Source organism: Pseudomonas sp. A2 (assembly GCF_023100865.1).
GTDB lineage: Bacteria > Pseudomonadota > Gammaproteobacteria > Pseudomonadales > Pseudomonadaceae > Aquipseudomonas > Aquipseudomonas asiatica.
Genome location: NZ_CP039127.1, coordinates 1,166,617 through 1,183,408 on the forward strand (window position 1 = coordinate 1,166,617; position 16,792 = coordinate 1,183,408).

Sequence of the window (16,792 nt, forward strand, 5' to 3'; positions counted from 1 at the left end):
TCCTCAGGCGTCGTCGTTGGCTTTGATCAGGCGGTCGTAGGCGTCCTGGTCGAGCAGGGCGGCCACGGCGCTGGCGTCGGCGGGAATGAAGCGGAAGAACCAGCCTTCGCCCATCGGGTCTTCGTTGACCAGTTCCGGGCTGTCTTCGAGCTGGTCGTTGATCTGGACCACTTCGCCGGTCAGGGGCATGTACACACCGCTGGCGGCCTTGACCGACTCGACGGTGGACGCTTCGCTGCCTTTCTCATACTGCTGCAACTCTGGCAGTTGCACGAAAACCACATCGCCAAGGGCATTCTGGGCGTAGGCGGTGATGCCCACGGTGACGCTGCCATCGGCTTCGACGCGCAGCCATTCGTGATCTTCAGTGAAACGCAACTCGCTCATGGGGAATCCTCGGGAAGCAGGGCGTTAGGCGCAGTAGCTCCGCGCTCTTGGGGTTGGGATTCCCTTAGCAAAAATGCGGCCAATCGTTAAAAATCGTTATAAATCAATATGTTAATTATTTTTCGTATTCAGTTTGTCATTCTTTTGGAATGAAAACGCTACAGCGGCAGGGGGATGGAAAAGGGTTTGGGGATCAAACCCTTGCACTGCCGTATCTGTATGGGTGTGTATTGATTTCAATACGATGTACTGAAATCAATACAATCCTGCCTGCAGGGCGCGAGTTTCAGCCGTCAGTTCTTCAGGCGGCCCTTCTTGCGATGCCCGTTCTACGTAGTTCTACGTAGATCGCGCCCGTATTACTGCGAATTTTCTTGTGGACCCGGCATGGCGAAAGTGTCGCCGTCCTTATCCGGACACATACAACAACAAAAGCCGTCGCAGGTTTACCACCCGCGACAGGAGAAAATTCGATGACCACACTGGCTACCCGAATTGCCTGGTTTGCCGTTGCCTTGCTTGGTGCGTTCGCGCTGGGCACCCTTGCACTACGCAGAGGCGAAGCCATCAACGCCCTCTGGATCGTGACTGCAGCAGTCGCCATCTACCTCATTGCCTACCGTTACTACAGCCTGTTCATCGCCAACAAGGTGATGCAACTGGACGCCACACGCGCCACGCCCGCCGTACTCAACAACGACGGCCTGGACTACGTACCGACCAACAAGCACATTCTCTTCGGGCACCACTTTGCTGCCATTGCCGGCGCGGGCCCTCTGGTTGGCCCGGTGCTTGCCGCGCAAATGGGCTACCTGCCCGGAACACTCTGGCTGATCGCCGGTGTGGTCCTGGCGGGCGCTGTCCAGGACTTCATGGTGCTGTTCATCTCCACCCGTCGCAATGGTCGCTCCCTGGGCGAACTGGTACGCGAAGAAATGGGTTCCATTCCCGGTACCATTGCCTTGTTCGGTGCCTTCCTGATCATGATCATCATCCTCGCGGTGTTGTCTCTGATCGTGGTCAAGGCGCTGGCGGAGAGCCCCTGGGGCATGTTCACGGTAATGGCCACGTTGCCGATTGCAGTGTTCATGGGCGTCTACATGCGCTACCTGCGCCCAGGGCGTATCGGTGAGATCTCTGTGATCGGCGTGGTCCTGCTGCTGGCGTCCATCTGGTGCGGTGGACTGGTCGCCGCCGACCCAGTCTGGGGGCCTGCGTTCACCTTCACCGGGTTGCAGATTACCTGGATGCTCATCGGCTATGGCTTCGTTGCCGCGGTACTGCCCGTCTGGCTGATCTTGGCGCCACGGGACTACCTTTCGACCTTCCTCAAGATCGGGACTATCGTCGCCCTGGCAATCGGCATCCTGGTCATCGCCCCCGACCTGAAAATGCCAGCCGTTACCCACTTCATCGATGGTACGGGCCCGGTCTGGAAGGGCGCCCTGTTCCCCTTCCTGTTCATCACCGTGGCATGCGGCGCGGTGTCTGGCTTCCACGCGTTGATCAGTTCGGGTACCACACCCAAGCTGTTGGCCAATGAAAGTCATGCCCGTTACATCGGCTACGGCGCGATGCTGATGGAGTCCTTCGTCGCGATCATGGCCATTGTCGCGGCATCGGTCATCGAACCTGGGATCTACTTCGCCATGAACAGCCCGGCCGCTGTGGTGGGTGGCGATGTCGCGACCGTGGCGGCTACCGTGAGCAGCTGGGGTTTCACCATAACACCGGAAATCCTGCAACAGACTGCCGCCGACATTGGCGAGCACACCATCCTGGCTCGCGCCGGCGGAGCGCCGACCTTGGCCGTGGGGATTGCCCAGATCCTCCACCAGGCGCTGCCAGGCGAGAACACCATGGCGTTCTGGTACCACTTTGCAATTCTCTTCGAGGCACTGTTCATCCTCACCGCCGTCGATGCCGGCACCCGTGCAGGGCGCTTCATGCTGCAGGATCTGCTCGGCAATTTCGTGCCGGCACTGAAGAAGACCGACTCCTGGACGGCGAACCTGATCGCTACCGCAGGTTGCGTGGCCATGTGGGGCTGGCTGCTGTACCAAGGGGTGATCGACCCGCTGGGTGGCATCAACACCCTGTGGCCGCTGTTCGGCATCTCCAACCAGATGCTGGCCGGGATCGCGCTCATGCTCGGCTGTGTGGTGCTTATCCGCATGAAGCGTCAGCGATACGTCTGGGTTACCTTGATTCCAGCCGTCTGGCTGCTGATCTGCACCACTACGGCCGGTCTTATCAAGCTGCTGGACAAGGACCCCTCGATGGGCTTCCTGGCGCTTGCCAAGAAGTACAGTGATGCTGCCGCTGCAGGCCAGGTGCTGGCGCCTGCGAAGGATCTGATGCAAATGCAGCACGTTGTGTTCAATGCCTATACCAACGCGACGCTGACAGCATTGTTCCTGTTGGTGGTCCTTAGCATTCTTTGCTTTGCCGTGAAGGTGGGGCGCCGTGCCTGGGTCATGCCCGAGCGCACCGACAAGGAATCACCGTTCCAGCCACAGCCGGACGTCTGAGGGGGCGCCCGGAATGTTCAATGACCTGAGCAAGATGGGTAAGTACCTGGGGCAAGCCGCCCGGATGCTGGTCGGCATGCCAGACTACGACGCCTATGTGGAGCACATGCAGCTCAAGCACCCGGAAAAACCGCTGATGTCCTACGAGGCGTTTTTCCGGGAGCGCCAGGAGGCACGTTACGGTGGCGGGAAGGGACGCCCAGTTCGTTGTTGCTGAGCGCTGACTAGCCCAGGCAGGCGCAACGTTCATCATGGTGCTCTCGCTTTGGAAGGCCGGCAGCAGGCATAGTGCTGTTGCCGGCCCGCTCCTGCATTGGAAATGACCATGCAACTCAAGCACAAGATCGTCACTCTCAGTGTGCTTCCACTCGTCCTTTCGGTCCTGTTCATCTGTGTCCTCGTGTTTGCCCAGAGTCGCAAGCTGGAGGAGGAACAGGCACGCCTGGTTGAAAGCAGCATCATGGCAGCAAAGAAGGCCGAGTTGAAAAACTACCTAAGCCTGGCGATGAGCCTCATCGCGCCGTTGTATGAAGGCAGCACCGATGATGAAGCAACTCGGCAGCGTGCACTGGAGATCCTGTCCCAAGCCAACTTCGGCCTCGACGGCTACTTCTTCGTGTATGACCAGCAGGGCAAGAACCTGATGCACCCGAGGCAGTCCGAGCTGGTTGGCAAGCAACTCATTACGCTGACCGACAAGAACGGGCTACCGGTCATCCAGGCGCTACTCAAGAGCGCCAGGGAGGGCGATGGATTCCAGTTGTACGACTGGCAGAAGCCTTCTTCCGGGCAGATTACCGGGAAACTGTCATATGTCGTGATGCTGGACCGTTGGGGCTGGATGCTTGGCACAGGCATATACATCGACGATGTGGAGGTGGCGACCCGCAAGTCCCGGCAAGAGGTCGCTACCGGGGTACTGACCACGGTTCTGGCGATCGCCTCGTTCTCGTTGATTGCCGTACTGGTGATTTTTACCGGTGGCCTGATGCTGAACGTCAGTGAGCATCGCCTGGCGGACCGTAAGCTTTCCACGCTCAACCAGCGGATCGTGAACCTGCAGGAGGAGGAGCGCTCGCGGGTTTCGCGTGAACTGCATGACGGGATCAGTCAGGAGCTAGTGTCGATCAAGTTCCAGTATGAGCTGGCCGCCATCGAACTGGCCAACGGCCGGAGCGAGGGCCTGGAAAACCTGCGCAAAGGTACTTGCAGACTTGGCGCGGCGATCGGTGAGATACGCCGCATTTCCCATGATCTGCGCCCCTCGCTTCTGGACACGTTGGGGTTGTCGCCTGCCATCGAGCAACATGTCCGTGAGTTCGAGCAACGTACCTCGATTCACACCCAGTACGAATGTGGAATGGATGCGGCGGACATCGATACCAGCCTCAGGTTGACGCTGTTCCGCATCATTCAAGAGGCCCTCGCGAACGTGGAGCGTCATGCCAAAGCCACTGCCGCGATCGTTTCCGTCACGCAACAGCAGGGCATGATCGTATTGCGTGTGGAGGACAACGGGGTAGGGTTCGACACCCGCGCAGCAGACGAGTGCCACGGTATCGGCCTGAGGAACATTCGCGAACGAGTGGACCACCACTCGGGTAGCGTCAACATCGCATCCTCTTACGGCCGTACCGAGCTACAGGTGCAGATACCGGTTACGATCAGCTGAGCAGCCTTGCCACGCCAACCCTCGAGGACTCCATGAGCGTAACCCATCCGGTCAGAATCGCCCTGGTCGACGACCACGTCCTTGTGCGTGACGGCGTAAAGGCGCTGCTGTGCGCGATCCCGCACTTCGAGGTTGTCGGCCAGGCCGAGTCAGGAGCCCAGGCAATCGAGTTGGTAGCGACTACTGAACTGGACATTCTCCTGGTCGACGTAGGGCTTCAGGACATGAACGGGTTGGAGCTCACGCGCAAGCTGCGCGAACGCTACCCGGATATCAGGATCCTCATGCTGAGCATGTACGACAACCAGGAGTACGTCCGCACCTCCATCAGTTGCGGAGCGCTAGGTTATGTGCTGAAGAATGCGCCTTCCGCAGAGCTCATCGCGGCCATCGAGGCCATCGCTGCGGGAGGAAGCTTCTACAGCTCGGAAATCACTCGCAAGCTCGCCGTGAGCAACCGGGACGAGCACGAGCTGACGCCCCGTGAGTTGCAAGTGCTGTCAATGATCGCCAAGGGGCACAACAACAAGAAAATGGCCCAAGAGCTGGATATCAGTGTCCGTACAGTGGAAACCTATCGGCTGAGCATCAGGCGCAAGCTCAATATCGATACCCCTGCGGCACTCGTGAAATACGCCCTGGAGCATGGCCTGACCTCGATCTAGGCAATCCAGGGCAACGCCAGATACAGCTTGATGACGATGACATTGATGATGTCGATGAAGAACGCCCCCACCATCGGCACCACCAGGAAGGCAATGCGCGAGGCTCCGTAGCGCTGGGTCACCGCTTGCATGTTGGCGATTGCCGTTGGCGTTGCACCCAGGCCGAAACCACAGTGCCCGGCAGCCAGTACCGCTGCATCATAGTTGCGGCCCATGACCCGGAACGTGACGAATATCGCGAACAGTGCCATGACCAATGTCTGTGCGGCGAGCAATGCAAAGAATGGTAATGCCAGCGCTGAAAGGTCCCACAACTTGAGCGACATCAAGGCAATGGCCAGGAATAACGACAAACTCACATTGCCCAATACCGAGATTTCCCGCTCGAAGACTTGATAAAAGCCGAGCGCCGAAAGGCCGTTTCGCAACACCACGCCCACAAAAAACACGCAAACGAACGTTGGCAGTTCAAACGCAGTGCCTTTCAGCAAACCGTTAAGTAACGAGCCAGCGAGCAAACTGACAGCGATCAGCGCCAGTGTTTCGATAAATGAAAACGGTGTAATCAGGCGCTCTTTGTCTGGTTGTTCGAAACCCTTGGGCAGTTGTGGTGCTGGTTCTTCGATACCAGGTGTCGTTACCCGTCTGATCAGCAACCGGGCGACCGGGCCACCAATAAGGCCACCCAGTACCAGGCCGAAGGTAGCTGATGCCATTGCCAGTTCGGAGGCCGACGCCAGACCGAACTTTTCGGTGAAAGTGGCCCCCCACGCGGCGCCTGTACCGTGACCACCGGACAAGGTAATAGAGCCGGCCAGCAGGCCCATCAGCGGGTCGAGGCCAAGTGCCGTTGCCAGGCCGATACCCATGGCGTTCTGGACCAGCAGCAAGCCGGTTACCACCAGCAGGAACACGGTAACCACGCGGCCACCTTTTTTCAGGCTGGCGAAGTCTGCACTCAAACCGATGGTGGCGAAGAATGCCAGCATCAGAGGAGTTTGCAGGGAAGTATCGAATTGCACGTGGATATCGAAACTGCGCAACGCCAGGAACGCCAAGGCCACTACCAGGCCGCCAGCGACAGGTTCCGGAATATTGTAAGTGCGCAGGAAACCAATACGCGCGACCAGGCCGCGCCCCAATAACAGTACCAAAGAGGCGGCTACAAGCGTCCCGTAAAAATCGAGTTCAAACATCAGGTGCTCTCGTTATATCCAGTAGCGGACCACTTCCCGCTATGGGGCGGAGAAGTGGGGTGACAGGTGGGAATACACTGTCACCATTCTACGAGGCATACGTGGGAGAGTATCTTTCACTGGCGTAGGAAAAGCCTGAATAACAACCGGATTATTGCAATAACTATCAGGGGCCGCTTTGCGGCCCATCGCAGGCAAGCCAGCTCTCACATGGCACAACACATGACTCATTGGTTCAGCGAGGTTCTGTAGGAGCAGCCTTGTGCTGCGAAGAGGCCGGTACTAGCAACAGACAGGCTTTGTCAGTACCGGCCTCTTCGCAGCACAAGGCTGCTCCTACAAAGGACGCGTCAGACGAGCGATATTTGTTCTCTGCGCGACAGCGCAGCCCAAAAGGGCTGGGCAATCTCCCACAGGTATCGCGCAGAATTCAGGATGTGCGCGATACCTGTGGGAGCTGGCTTGCCTGCGACGGGCTGCGTAGCAGCCCCGTTGACGCTATCTGACAGGTATCAGGCTTTGCCCGGTATTCCATATTTGCGCAGGCGCTGCGCAATGGCGGTATGTGAAGTTTGCAAGCGCCCGGCCAGTTGCCGCGTGGACGGGTAGCTGGCGTACAGGCGTTGCAGCAGTTCGCGCTCGAAATCACTCACGGCCTGTTCCAGGCTGGCCACTTCGCCGTCCTGACCACGGGCCACCGAGGTGCCGGCGATGTCCAGGTCACCAATATCCACCAGGTTGCCCTCGCAGATGGCTGCGGCGCGGAATATCACGTTCTGCAGCTGGCGCACATTGCCCGGCCAAGGGTTGGCCAGCAGTGCCGAATGGGTAGCCGGGGTCAGCCTGCAGGGTGGACGCTGGATCTGCGTGCAGGCCTGCTGCATGAAGAAATGCGCCAGCATCAGGATGTCCTGGCCACGGTCGCGCAGCGGTGGCACTTGCAGATTGAGCACGTTCAGGCGGTAGAACAGGTCTTCGCGGAAGCTGCCTTCGGCGACCATGCGCTCCAGGTCGCGGTGGGTGGCGCTGATGATGCGTACATCCACCTTCACTTCGCGGTCGCCACCCACCCGGCGGAAGCTGCCATCGCTGAGAAAGCGCAGCAGCTTGGCCTGCAGGTATGGCGACATCTCGCCGATTTCATCGAGGAATACCGTGCCCTGGTTGGCCAGCTCCATCAGCCCGGGCTTGCCGCCCCGTTGTGCGCCGGTGAAGGCCCCGGGGGCGTAGCCGAACAGTTCGCTCTCGGCCAGGCTCTCGGGCAGCGCAGCACAGTTCAGGGCCAGGAATGGTGCCGCGTGGCGGCTGCTGATGGCGTGGCAGGCGCGGGCTACCAGTTCTTTGCCGGTGCCGGTTTCGCCATGCACCAGCAGCGGTGCATCGAGCGCCGCCACGCGCAGGGCGCGGGCCTTGAGGGTGCGGATGGCCGGTGACTCGCCGAGCAAGGCATCGAAGCCTTCGGCATGGTCGTGGTGCAGGGCCGACAGGCGTTCGCCCATGCGCGTAGGCGGATACAGTGTCAGCAGGCCACCGGCGTTGGTGATCGGCATGGCGTCCAGCAACAGGCTCTGGCCGTTGAGCTGCATCTCGCGCATGGGCAGGTGGAAGTTGTTGTCCAGCAGGGCCTGCAGCAGCGCCGGGTCGCCGAACAGCTCACCCACCGAGCGCCCGGCCGATTCGCGGCCGCACAGTTCGATCAGCGCCGGGTTGGCCAGCAGCACCTTGCCGGCACTGTCCACGGCCAGCACCGGGTCGCTCATCGCCGCCAGCAGGGCATCGAGCTGCAGGTGCCGGCGTTGGCCAGGGAGGATGTCGACCACGTCCACCGATTGCACGCCATGTACCTCGAACAGCGCGTCGTGCAGTTCTTCGAGCACGGCGGGGCTGAGGGTAGGGGCGTCGATGTAGACGTTCGGCGGGACCATCTCCACGGCGTCCAGGTTGAGGTTGCGGGCACCGAGCAGGGCGAGGACTTCCTGGGTGATGCCGACGCGGTCGATGAAGCTGACGTGGATGCGCATGGGGAGGGGGCGGTTGTGGCTGGGGGAGGGCGGTAGTATGCCTCAACATTGTCGGGGCCGCTTTGCGGCCCCGGTTCTTGAAATCACTCCAGATGTTCAGGCTTGATCGGGTCGCCCGATTTCACATCCAGCTTTTCGCGAATGTCCGCGAACATATGGTCATAAAGCTTGTGCGGCGAGCTCAGGCTCTCGAATTTCTTCGGTGGCTTCAGGTACGACTGCGCCCTTCGGCTCAGTTGCATGAGGAAGCTGGGCAATACCTGGTCCTTGGCCAGGAAGAACTTTTCTTCCACTGGCTTGCCTTCGATGCTGCCATGCATCTTGAACTGGATGCCTCTACCTTCCTTGGGGTCCGACACTGCCTCGTATTCGATGTTCAGGTCATAGCTGTGGTCATTCTGGTTCAGCGCGGTGCGCTCGATGTGTACATGACCGGGTTGGTACTGGGCCATGGCAAGCTCCTTTGGAAGGTCGAAAATGGCGGACGCTGGCGCCCGCCTACTGCATTCAACGGTAGCTGATCCCCGGCTTCGCGGTGGAAACGCGCGTGCCGGCGGTGCCTTTGACGATGTCTTCGATGTTCTCCAGCGAACTGATCACTGCCACTTTGCCGGTGTTGCGGGCAAAGTCGCAGGCGGCCTGCACCTTCGGCCCCATGGAGCCGGCGGCGAAGCCAAGGCGTTCGAGTTCGTCGGGGTGGGCCTGGGCAATGGCCTTTTGTGTGGGCTTGCCCCAGTCAACATAGGCCGCATCGACGTCGGTGGCAATGATCAGTAGGTCGGCGTCCAGCTGCTCTGCCAGCAGGGCCGAGCACAGGTCCTTGTCGATCACCGCCTCGATGCCCTTGAGCTTGCGGTTCTCATCGTACATGGTGGGGATGCCGCCGCCGCCGGCGCAAATCACGATGCTGCTCTTTTCCAGCAGCCACTTGATCGGGCGGATTTCGAAGATGCGTTTGGGTTTCGGGCTGGCCACCACTCGGCGGTACTTGTCGCCGTCGGCCTTGACCACCCAACCCTTTTCCTTGGCCAGGCGCTCGGCCTCTTCCTTGCCATAGACCGGGCCGATGAACTTGGTCGGGTCCTTGAAGGCGGGGTCGTTGGCGTCCACTTCGACCTGGGTCAGCAGGGTGGCGAACGGCACTTCGAAGGCCAGCAAGTTGCCCAGTTCCTGTTCGATCATGTAGCCGATCATGCCCTCGGTCTCGGCCCCCAGCACGTCCAGCGGGTAGGCCTCGTCGGGCTTGTAGGACAGGCCCTGCAGCGATAGCAGGCCAACTTGCGGGCCGTTGCCGTGGGCGATGACCAGTTCGTTGCCTGGGTGGATCTTGGCGATCTGTTCGGTGGCGGTGCGGATATTGGCCCGCTGGTTGTCAGCGGTCATGGGCTCGCCGCGACGCAGCAGGGCGTTGCCGCCCAATGCAACAACGATACGCATGGGAATGTCCTTTGCGGATATGGGGTGAGCGCCTCGATCCATTGTGGGAGCTGGCTTGCCGGCGATCACCGGCGAAGCCGGTGCCATGCACCGAGTTGCCTGTATCGCCGGCAAGCCAGCTCCCACAGGATCGAGGTGGTTGTCAGAGGTCAGCCAGTGTCGACACCAGGATCGCCTTGATCGTGTGCATGCGGTTTTCCGCCTGCTCGAAGGCGATGCAGGCCGGCGACTCGAAGACGTCGTCGGTCACTTCGATACCGTTGGCCAGGTCCGGGTACTGTTCGGCGATCTGTTTGCCTACCTTGGTTTCGGAGTTGTGGAACGCCGGCAGGCAGTGCATGAACTTGGTCCGCGGGTTGCCGGTGGACTTCATCAGCTGTGCATTCACCTGATACGGCTTGAGCAGCTTGATACGCTCACCCCAGGCTTCGATCGGCTCACCCATCGATACCCACACGTCGGTGTGCACGAAGTCCACACCCTTGACCGCGGCAACCGGGTCTTCGGTGAGGGTGATGCGTGCGCCGCTTTCCTCGGCGTACTTGTGGCAACGTTCGACCAGGTCGTCATGCGGCCACAGCGCCTTGGGCGCGGCGATGCGTACGTCCATGCCAAGCTTGGCGCCGATCAGCAGCAGCGAGTTGCCCATGTTGTTACGGGCGTCGCCCAGGTAGGCGTAGCTGATGTCGTGCAGCGGCTTGTCGCTGTGCTCGCGCATGGTCAGCACGTCGGCGATCATCTGGGTTGGGTGGTATTCGTCGGTCAGGCCGTTGAACACCGGAACGCCGGCGAACTTGGCCAGCTCTTCGACGATTTCCTGCTTGAAGCCCCGGTACTCGATGGCGTCGTACATGCGCCCGAGCACGCGGGCAGTGTCCTTCATGCTTTCCTTGTGGCCGATCTGCGACGAGGTCGGGTCGATGTAGGTGACATTGGCGCCCTGGTCATAGGCGGCCACTTCGAAGGCGCAGCGGGTACGGGTAGAGGTTTTTTCGAAGATCAGCGCGATGTTGTTGCCTTTCAGGTGCTGCTGCTCGGTGCCGGTGTACTTGGCGCGCTTGAGGTCGCGGGACAGGTCCAGCAGGTAGCGCAGCTCACGAGTGGTGTGGTGTTCCAGGCTGAGCAGGTTGCGGTTGTGAATATTGAACGCCATGACTTTTCTCCTTGAGTTTGGTGAACGCACCAGCCGCCGCTTTATGAGGGCGGCCGGGGGTAATGGTCGTTAGTAGTCGATCGGGTCGCGCACGATCGGGCAGGTCATGCAGTGGCCGCCGCCCCGGCCCCGGCCCAGTTCGCCGGCACTGATGGTGATGACCTCGATCCCGGCTTTGCGTAGCAGGGTATTGGTGTAGGTGTTGCGGTCGTAGCCAATGACCACGCCCGGTTCCATGGCCACCACGTTGTTGCCGTCATCCCACTGTTCGCGCTCGGCGGCAAAGCTGTTGCCACCGGTTTCGACCACGCGCAGCTTGACCCCAAGCTGCTCGCCCACCACCTCGATGAACGACTTGTTCTCGCGGCGCACGTCCATGCCGTAAGGCTTGCTTTCGTCCGGGCGGATGATGAACGGCACGATCTCTTTCACCACTTCCGGGAAGACCGTGACCAGGTCGCGGTCGCAGAAGCTGAACACGGTGTCCAGGTGCATGGCAGCACGGGATTTCGGCAGGCCGGCGACGATGACTTTTTCCACCGCGCCCTTGGCGAACAGGTTTTGCGCCAACTGGCCGATGGCCTGACGCGAGGTGCGCTCGCCCATGCCGATCAGCACGATGCCTTTGCCGATCGGCATCACGTCACCACCCTCAAGGGTGGCGTTGCCGTGGTCCTTGTCCGGGTCGCCGTACCACACCTGGAAGTCGGCGCCGGTGAACTCCTTGTGGAACTTGTAGATGGCGGTGGTCAACAGGGTTTCCTGGCGGCGCGCCGGCCAGTACATCGGGTTGAGCGTGACGCCGCCATAGATCCAGCAGGTGGTGTCGCGGGTGAACTGGGTGTTGGGCAACGGTGGAAGGATGAAGCTGGAGTGGCCCAGGTAGTCGTTGTACATCTTGACCACGCTGGCGCCTTCGCTTTCCGGCAAGTCCTGGCCTGCCACGCCGCCGATCAGGAACTCGGCCAGATGGCGTGGCTCGAGGCCTTCGAGCCAGCTTCGCACTTCATTGGTCAGGCCGACACCGACGGTGTCGGAGGTGATCTTGCGATCGAGGATCCACTTCAGTGCTTCGGGTTGCTGGACGATGTCGGTCAGCAGGTTGTGCATCTCCAGCACATCCACGCCACGCTCGCGCATCTTGGTGACAAAGTCGAAATGGTCACGCTTGGCCTGGTCGACCCAGATCACGTCGTCGAACAGCAGCTCGTCACAGTTGCTCGGCGTCAGGCGCTTGTGCGCCAGGCCCGGCGAGCAAACCATCACTTTGCGCAGTTTGCCGGCTTCGGAGTGGACACCGTACTTCTGTTTTTCAGCGGACATGATTTCATTCCTCCAGTTGAACGAAGACGTGGGTCAAAGGGTCAGGAAGCCGTCGTACAGGCCAAAGGCTGCCACCAGGGCACCGATGACCACGGCTGCGAAGATCAGTTTTTCCACGTTGGTGAAGACAGGTTGGCCAACCTCACGCTTGGCCTTGGCGAACAGGATTGCGCCAGGTGCGTAGAGCAGGGCCGAGAGCAGCAGGTATTTCACGCCACCGGCGTACAGCAGCCAGACGGCGTACAACAGGGCGATACCACCGATCACCAGGTCCTTCTGCCGTTCGGCCAGGGCCTGCTCGTAGGTTTCGCTACGCAGAGCCAGCAGGAAGGCATAGGCGGCCGACCACAGGTAGGGCACCAGGATCATCGAGGTGGCCAGGTAGATCAGCGACAGGTAGGTACTGCTGGAAAACAGCGTGATCACCAGGAAGATCTGCACCATGGCGTTGGTCAGCCACAGGGCGTTGGCCGGTACCTGGTTGGCGTTCTCGCGGCGCAGGAACTCCGGCATGGTATGGTCCTTGGCGGCGGCGAACATGATCTCGGCGCACAGCAGCACCCACGACAGCAGGGCCCCGAGCAGCGAGATGATCAGGCCGACGCTGATCAGTACCGCGCCCCAGTGGCCGACCACATGCTCCAGTACGGCAGCCATCGACGGGTTCTGCAGCTTGGCCAGTTCCGGTTGGGTCATGATGCCCAGCGACAGCACGTTGACCAGCACCAGGAACAGCAGCACGGTGACGAAGCCGATGACCGTGGCCTTGCCCACGTCAGAGCGTTTTTCCGCCCGCGACGAGAAGATGCTCGCACCCTCGATGCCGATGAACACCCACACGGTGACCAGCATCATGTTGCGCACCTGGTTCATCACGCTGCCCAGCTCTGGCGTACCTACCGCCCAGATGTCGGCGGTGAAGATGTCGAGCTTGAAGGCGAACAGGCAGATCAGGGCGAACAGCAGCAGCGGCACCACCTTGGCCACGGTGGTGATCAGGTTGATGAATGCTGCTTCCTTGATGCCGCGCAGCACCAGGAAATGCACGGCCCACAGCAGCACTGATGCGCCGATGATGGCGGCCGGGGTGTTGCCTTCGCCGAAGATCGGGAAGAAGTAGCCCAGGGTACTGAACAGCAGCACGAAGTAGCCGACGTTGCCCAGCCAGGCACTGATCCAGTAGCCCCAGGCCGAGGAGAAGCCCATGTAGTCGCCAAAGCCAGCCTTGGCGTAGGCATACACCCCGCCATCCAGGTCAGGCTTGCGGTTGGCCAGGGTCTGGAACACGAACGCCAGGGTCAGCATGCCGACCGCGGTGATCGCCCAGCCGATCAGTACAGCGCCAACCCCTGCGCTGGCAGCCATGTTTTGCGGCAGCGAGAAGATACCGCCACCAATCATCGAACCGACGACAAGTGCAACTAACGCGCCGAGCTTTAGTTTTCCGGATGAATCAGACATTTAACAACTCCTGCCAGGAGAAAGTTGACGACAGAGTAAATCCGACGCCGCTGCCATTCGCTGACTTGGGTCAGTTCATGGCGACGTGAAGTAGGAAAATTCCTTCACGAAGCTCCTGGAGAGTGCCGACAACTTATGCCGCAGGCCTTGCATGCTGGCACCTCCATGTCCATCTAGAGCAAACGCTCTGTTCAGCCTGCGATGCTTGACGCTAGCCGTTTTTGCCGCTTTCGCAAATTTTTCACAAGAATTTCGAGTTTTATCGGATTCTTTTCTAGTTGCTCCGGAGCTGCTAGTTTTTACGCAAAAGCTGGCATAGACAAAGCAGTTATTAGTGCTATAGCTTCATTGGTCAGGATCATTATAAGTAGCAACACTTATATGGACCGCATGGCTGTTTCAAGCCCGTGACAGTGCGCAAAAAAAAGGAAGGCTCATGAGCGAACCGGGACAGAAGCTGCGCCTGGGCGCGCTGATCGCGTTGGTGGTCGGCTCGATGATTGGAGGCGGGATCTTCTCGTTGCCGCAGAACATGGCGGCGCGTGCCGATGTGGGGGCTGTGCTGATCGGTTGGGGTATCACCGCAGTCGGCATGTTGGCCCTGGCTTTCGTATTCCAGACCCTGGCCAACCGCAAGCCGGAGCTGGACTCGGGAGTGTACGCCTACGCCAAGGCCGGCTTTGGCGAATACATGGGTTTTTCCTCGGCCTGGGGCTACTGGATCAGTGCCTGGCTGGGCAACGTCGGTTACTTCGTGCTGCTGTTCAGTACCCTGGGCTTCTACTTCCCGGTGTTCGGCGAGGGCAACACGCCAATTGCCATCGGCTGCGCCTCGCTGCTGCTCTGGGCGGTGCATTTCCTGGTGCTGCGCGGCATCAAGGAAGCGGCGTTCATCAACCAGGTGACCACCGTCGCCAAGGTGGTACCGTTGCTGATTTTCGTGGTGATCGCCGCGTTCGCCTTCCGCGCCGATATCTTCACACGTGACATCTGGGGCCTGAGCAACCCGCAGTTCGGCAGCGTGCTGGAGCAGGTGCGCAACATGATGCTGGTCACCGTGTTCGTGTTCATCGGCATCGAGGGCGCCAGTGTGTATTCCGGGCGCGCCCAGCGCCGCTCGGATGTGGGCAAGGCTACGGTGATCGGTTTTCTGGGAGTGCTGGCGCTGCTGGTGCTGGTCAACGTGCTGTCGCTGGGGGTGATGACCCAGCCGCAACTGGCCGGGCTGCAGAACCCGTCACTGGCTTCGGTGCTGGAGCATATCGTCGGGCCATGGGGCGCCTTGTTGATCAGTATCGGCCTGGCGGTTTCGCTGCTTGGCGCGCTGCTGTCGTGGGCGTTGCTGTGTGCCGAGATCCTCTACGCCACGGCGCGGGACAAGACCATGCCGCGTTTCCTGGCCAAGGAAAACGCCAACCATGTACCGGCCAACGCCCTGTGGCTGACCAACTGCATGATCCAGGGCTTCCTGCTGATCACGCTGTTTTCCGCCGGTACCTATACCAGCCTGATCTACCTGGCCTCGTCGATGATTCTTGTGCCCTACCTGTGGTCGGCGGCCTACGCCGTGCTGTTGGCGGTACGTGCAGAACCCTACGACGAGCAGCCGGCCCTGCGCCGCAAGGACCTGCTGGTGGCGCTGGTTGCCCTGGTATATGCCGTGTGGCTGTTGTACGCCGGCGGGCTGAAGTACCTGCTGCTGTCGGCGCTGCTGTACGCCCCGGGCGTGATCCTGTTCGCCAGGGCCAAGCATGAGCAGGGTAAAACCTTGTTCACCACTTGGGAAAAGCTGATTTTCGCTGCTGTGCTGGCAGGTGCCGCGCTGGCGGCCTATGCCCTGTACTCAGGGCTGCTGAGCTTGTGACGGGGCAGGGCAGGGGGCGTGCTCGGGGCGGGACCAGATCCACAGGTTGCCCAGGGTCATGCCGGCAATGGCCAGGAACACCGGCCAGCGGTGTTCCAGGAACGTCAGCATCAGGCCCGCGCACAGCAGCATGCTGAGGGTCGCGCTGACCTTGGCCCGGCGCTGGATCACCTTGCCATTGCGCCAGTTGTGCAATATCGGCCCGAAGAGCCGATGGTTCTCCAGCCAGGCAGACAGGCGCGGCGAACTGCGTGTGGCCGCCCAGGCAGCCAGCAGGATGAATTCGGTGGTCGGCAGGCCGGGAATGACGATCGCGACCAGGCCCACGCCCAGGCTCACGTAAGCCAAGGTCGCATACAGCAGGCGGGCGAGTTTCGAACGGGCGGGTCGGGTCATGGTCTCACTGCATGGAAGCGGTTCGGCCACCGGTAGGGTGGCCGGGGTATGGCGTGTCAAACCAGCGCGGCATCTGCAGCATAGGCATGCTTGAGCAGCTTGGTGAAGCGCTCGAAGGCAGCAACTGCGCCGCGTTCGGCAGCGGCTTCCTCTTCGGCCGACAGGGCCAGGCCATCAAGAATGCGGGTGAACTGTTTCCAGCCTTCGGCACGGCCACCGGCCGGTTCGCCCAGGTGTCGGGCACCGAAGCTGTCGGACAGTTCCAGGGCCACGGCACGCTTGATCAGAAACGCAGCGCCCAGTTTGGAGCCTTCGGAGACGAAGATCCAGCCCATTGCCTCACCCAGGCTCGGGTTGCGCAGGGTGCCCGGCACGGCTGGTGGTACTTCGGTGTCGAGGTCGGCGAGGTCCAGGCGGGCCTGTTCGGCACGGCAGCGCTCGGCCAGGTCGGGGATGATGGCGATCAGTTGCGGGTCGTTGTACAGGGCCTGCAGCTCGGCCTGGAACAGGTACTGGGCGACCACGAAGCGGGCGAAGCTTTCGCGGCTGTCGAAGGGCGCGTGGGCTTTGACCAGGGCATCAAGTTCGGCGTGGGGGGCGTGGGTGATCTGGTTGAGGCGCTGGGAGCGCAGGGCTGGGCGGTCGGTCATGGGGCAGTCCTTGGAAGAGGGGGGTCTAGAGACAAG

15 protein-coding genes are annotated in these 16,792 nt (G+C 60.8%); 5 read left to right on the forward strand and 10 right to left on the reverse strand.

The window, feature by feature from the left end; genetic code table 11:
- Nucleotides 1-3: 3 nt before the first annotated feature.
- Complete coding sequence (gene gcvH / locus E5221_RS05515) at nucleotides 4-387, reverse strand: glycine cleavage system protein GcvH (protein WP_003257943.1); 384 nt, start codon at nucleotides 385-387, stop codon at nucleotides 4-6.
- Between the two features lie 473 nt (nucleotides 388-860).
- Here gcvH and E5221_RS05520 point away from each other — a divergent pair, with 473 nt between their 5' ends.
- From E5221_RS05520 to E5221_RS05535, 4 genes are all read left to right on the forward strand, one after another.
- A complete protein-coding gene (locus E5221_RS05520; RefSeq protein WP_039612755.1) occupies nucleotides 861-2,918 on the forward strand; it encodes a carbon starvation CstA family protein in 2,058 nt (685 codons plus the stop codon).
- Nucleotides 2,919-2,931: 13 nt separating this feature from the next.
- Nucleotides 2,932-3,135, forward strand: coding sequence for a YbdD/YjiX family protein (locus tag E5221_RS05525; RefSeq protein ID WP_003257949.1), 204 nt, complete (start codon nucleotides 2,932-2,934; stop codon nucleotides 3,133-3,135).
- Nucleotides 3,136-3,243: 108 nt separating this feature from the next.
- Nucleotides 3,244-4,590, forward strand: a complete 1,347-nt coding sequence (locus E5221_RS05530) for a cache domain-containing protein (RefSeq protein WP_039612817.1) — start codon at nucleotides 3,244-3,246, stop codon at nucleotides 4,588-4,590.
- A 32-nt stretch (nucleotides 4,591-4,622) separates the two neighbouring features.
- Nucleotides 4,623-5,255 carry a response regulator transcription factor gene (locus E5221_RS05535; RefSeq protein WP_247846971.1) on the forward strand — a complete coding sequence of 211 codons (633 nt, stop codon included), beginning with the start codon at nucleotides 4,623-4,625 and terminating at the stop codon, nucleotides 5,253-5,255.
- On the opposite strand, the gene gltS is transcribed toward E5221_RS05535, so the two are convergent.
- The 7 genes from gltS to arcD (E5221_RS05570) form a co-directional block, all read right to left on the reverse strand.
- A complete protein-coding gene (gltS, locus tag E5221_RS05540; RefSeq protein WP_247846972.1) occupies nucleotides 5,252-6,451 on the reverse strand; it encodes a sodium/glutamate symporter in 1,200 nt (399 codons plus the stop codon). The two genes, E5221_RS05535 and gltS, sit on opposite strands and share 4 nt — an antisense overlap.
- Before the next feature lie 512 nt (nucleotides 6,452-6,963).
- A complete protein-coding gene (locus E5221_RS05545) occupies nucleotides 6,964-8,472 on the reverse strand; it encodes a sigma-54-dependent transcriptional regulator (RefSeq protein WP_061551963.1) in 1,509 nt (502 codons plus the stop codon).
- Nucleotides 8,473-8,555: 83 nt separating this feature from the next.
- The gene (locus tag E5221_RS05550) at nucleotides 8,556-8,924 is read right to left on the reverse strand and encodes a DUF5064 family protein (RefSeq protein WP_013971111.1); all 369 of its coding nucleotides are present in this window, start codon (nucleotides 8,922-8,924) and stop codon (nucleotides 8,556-8,558) included.
- A gap of 55 nt (nucleotides 8,925-8,979) precedes the next feature.
- Nucleotides 8,980-9,909, reverse strand: a complete 930-nt coding sequence (gene arcC, locus E5221_RS05555; RefSeq protein ID WP_003257953.1) for a carbamate kinase — start codon at nucleotides 9,907-9,909, stop codon at nucleotides 8,980-8,982.
- Nucleotides 9,910-10,051: 142 nt separating this feature from the next.
- The gene (locus tag E5221_RS05560; RefSeq protein ID WP_013971112.1) at nucleotides 10,052-11,062 is read right to left on the reverse strand and encodes an ornithine carbamoyltransferase; all 1,011 of its coding nucleotides are present in this window, start codon (nucleotides 11,060-11,062) and stop codon (nucleotides 10,052-10,054) included.
- Between the two features lie 69 nt (nucleotides 11,063-11,131).
- The gene (gene arcA / locus E5221_RS05565; protein ID WP_003257954.1) at nucleotides 11,132-12,385 is read right to left on the reverse strand and encodes an arginine deiminase; all 1,254 of its coding nucleotides are present in this window, start codon (nucleotides 12,383-12,385) and stop codon (nucleotides 11,132-11,134) included.
- Between the two features lie 33 nt (nucleotides 12,386-12,418).
- Nucleotides 12,419-13,846: an arginine-ornithine antiporter gene (gene arcD / locus E5221_RS05570; protein WP_015269087.1), complete on the reverse strand. Its 1,428-nt coding sequence runs from the start codon at nucleotides 13,844-13,846 to the stop codon at nucleotides 12,419-12,421.
- 436 nt (nucleotides 13,847-14,282) lie between these two features.
- Here arcD (E5221_RS05570) and arcD (E5221_RS05575) point away from each other — a divergent pair, with 436 nt between their 5' ends.
- Nucleotides 14,283-15,710 (forward strand): arginine-ornithine antiporter, encoded by a 1,428-nt coding sequence (gene arcD, locus E5221_RS05575; protein ID WP_247846974.1) that lies wholly within the window; start codon nucleotides 14,283-14,285, stop codon nucleotides 15,708-15,710.
- Here arcD (E5221_RS05575) and E5221_RS05580 read toward each other — a convergent pair.
- Nucleotides 15,690-16,106 carry a YbaN family protein gene (locus E5221_RS05580; RefSeq protein WP_013971115.1) on the reverse strand — a complete coding sequence of 139 codons (417 nt, stop codon included), beginning with the start codon at nucleotides 16,104-16,106 and terminating at the stop codon, nucleotides 15,690-15,692. The two genes, arcD (E5221_RS05575) and E5221_RS05580, sit on opposite strands and share 21 nt — an antisense overlap.
- Nucleotides 16,107-16,162: 56 nt before the next feature.
- On the reverse strand, nucleotides 16,163-16,756 hold the full coding sequence (locus tag E5221_RS05585; RefSeq protein WP_182329096.1) for a biliverdin-producing heme oxygenase: 594 nt from the start codon (nucleotides 16,754-16,756) through the stop codon (nucleotides 16,163-16,165).
- Between the last annotated feature and the right edge of the window lie 36 nt (nucleotides 16,757-16,792).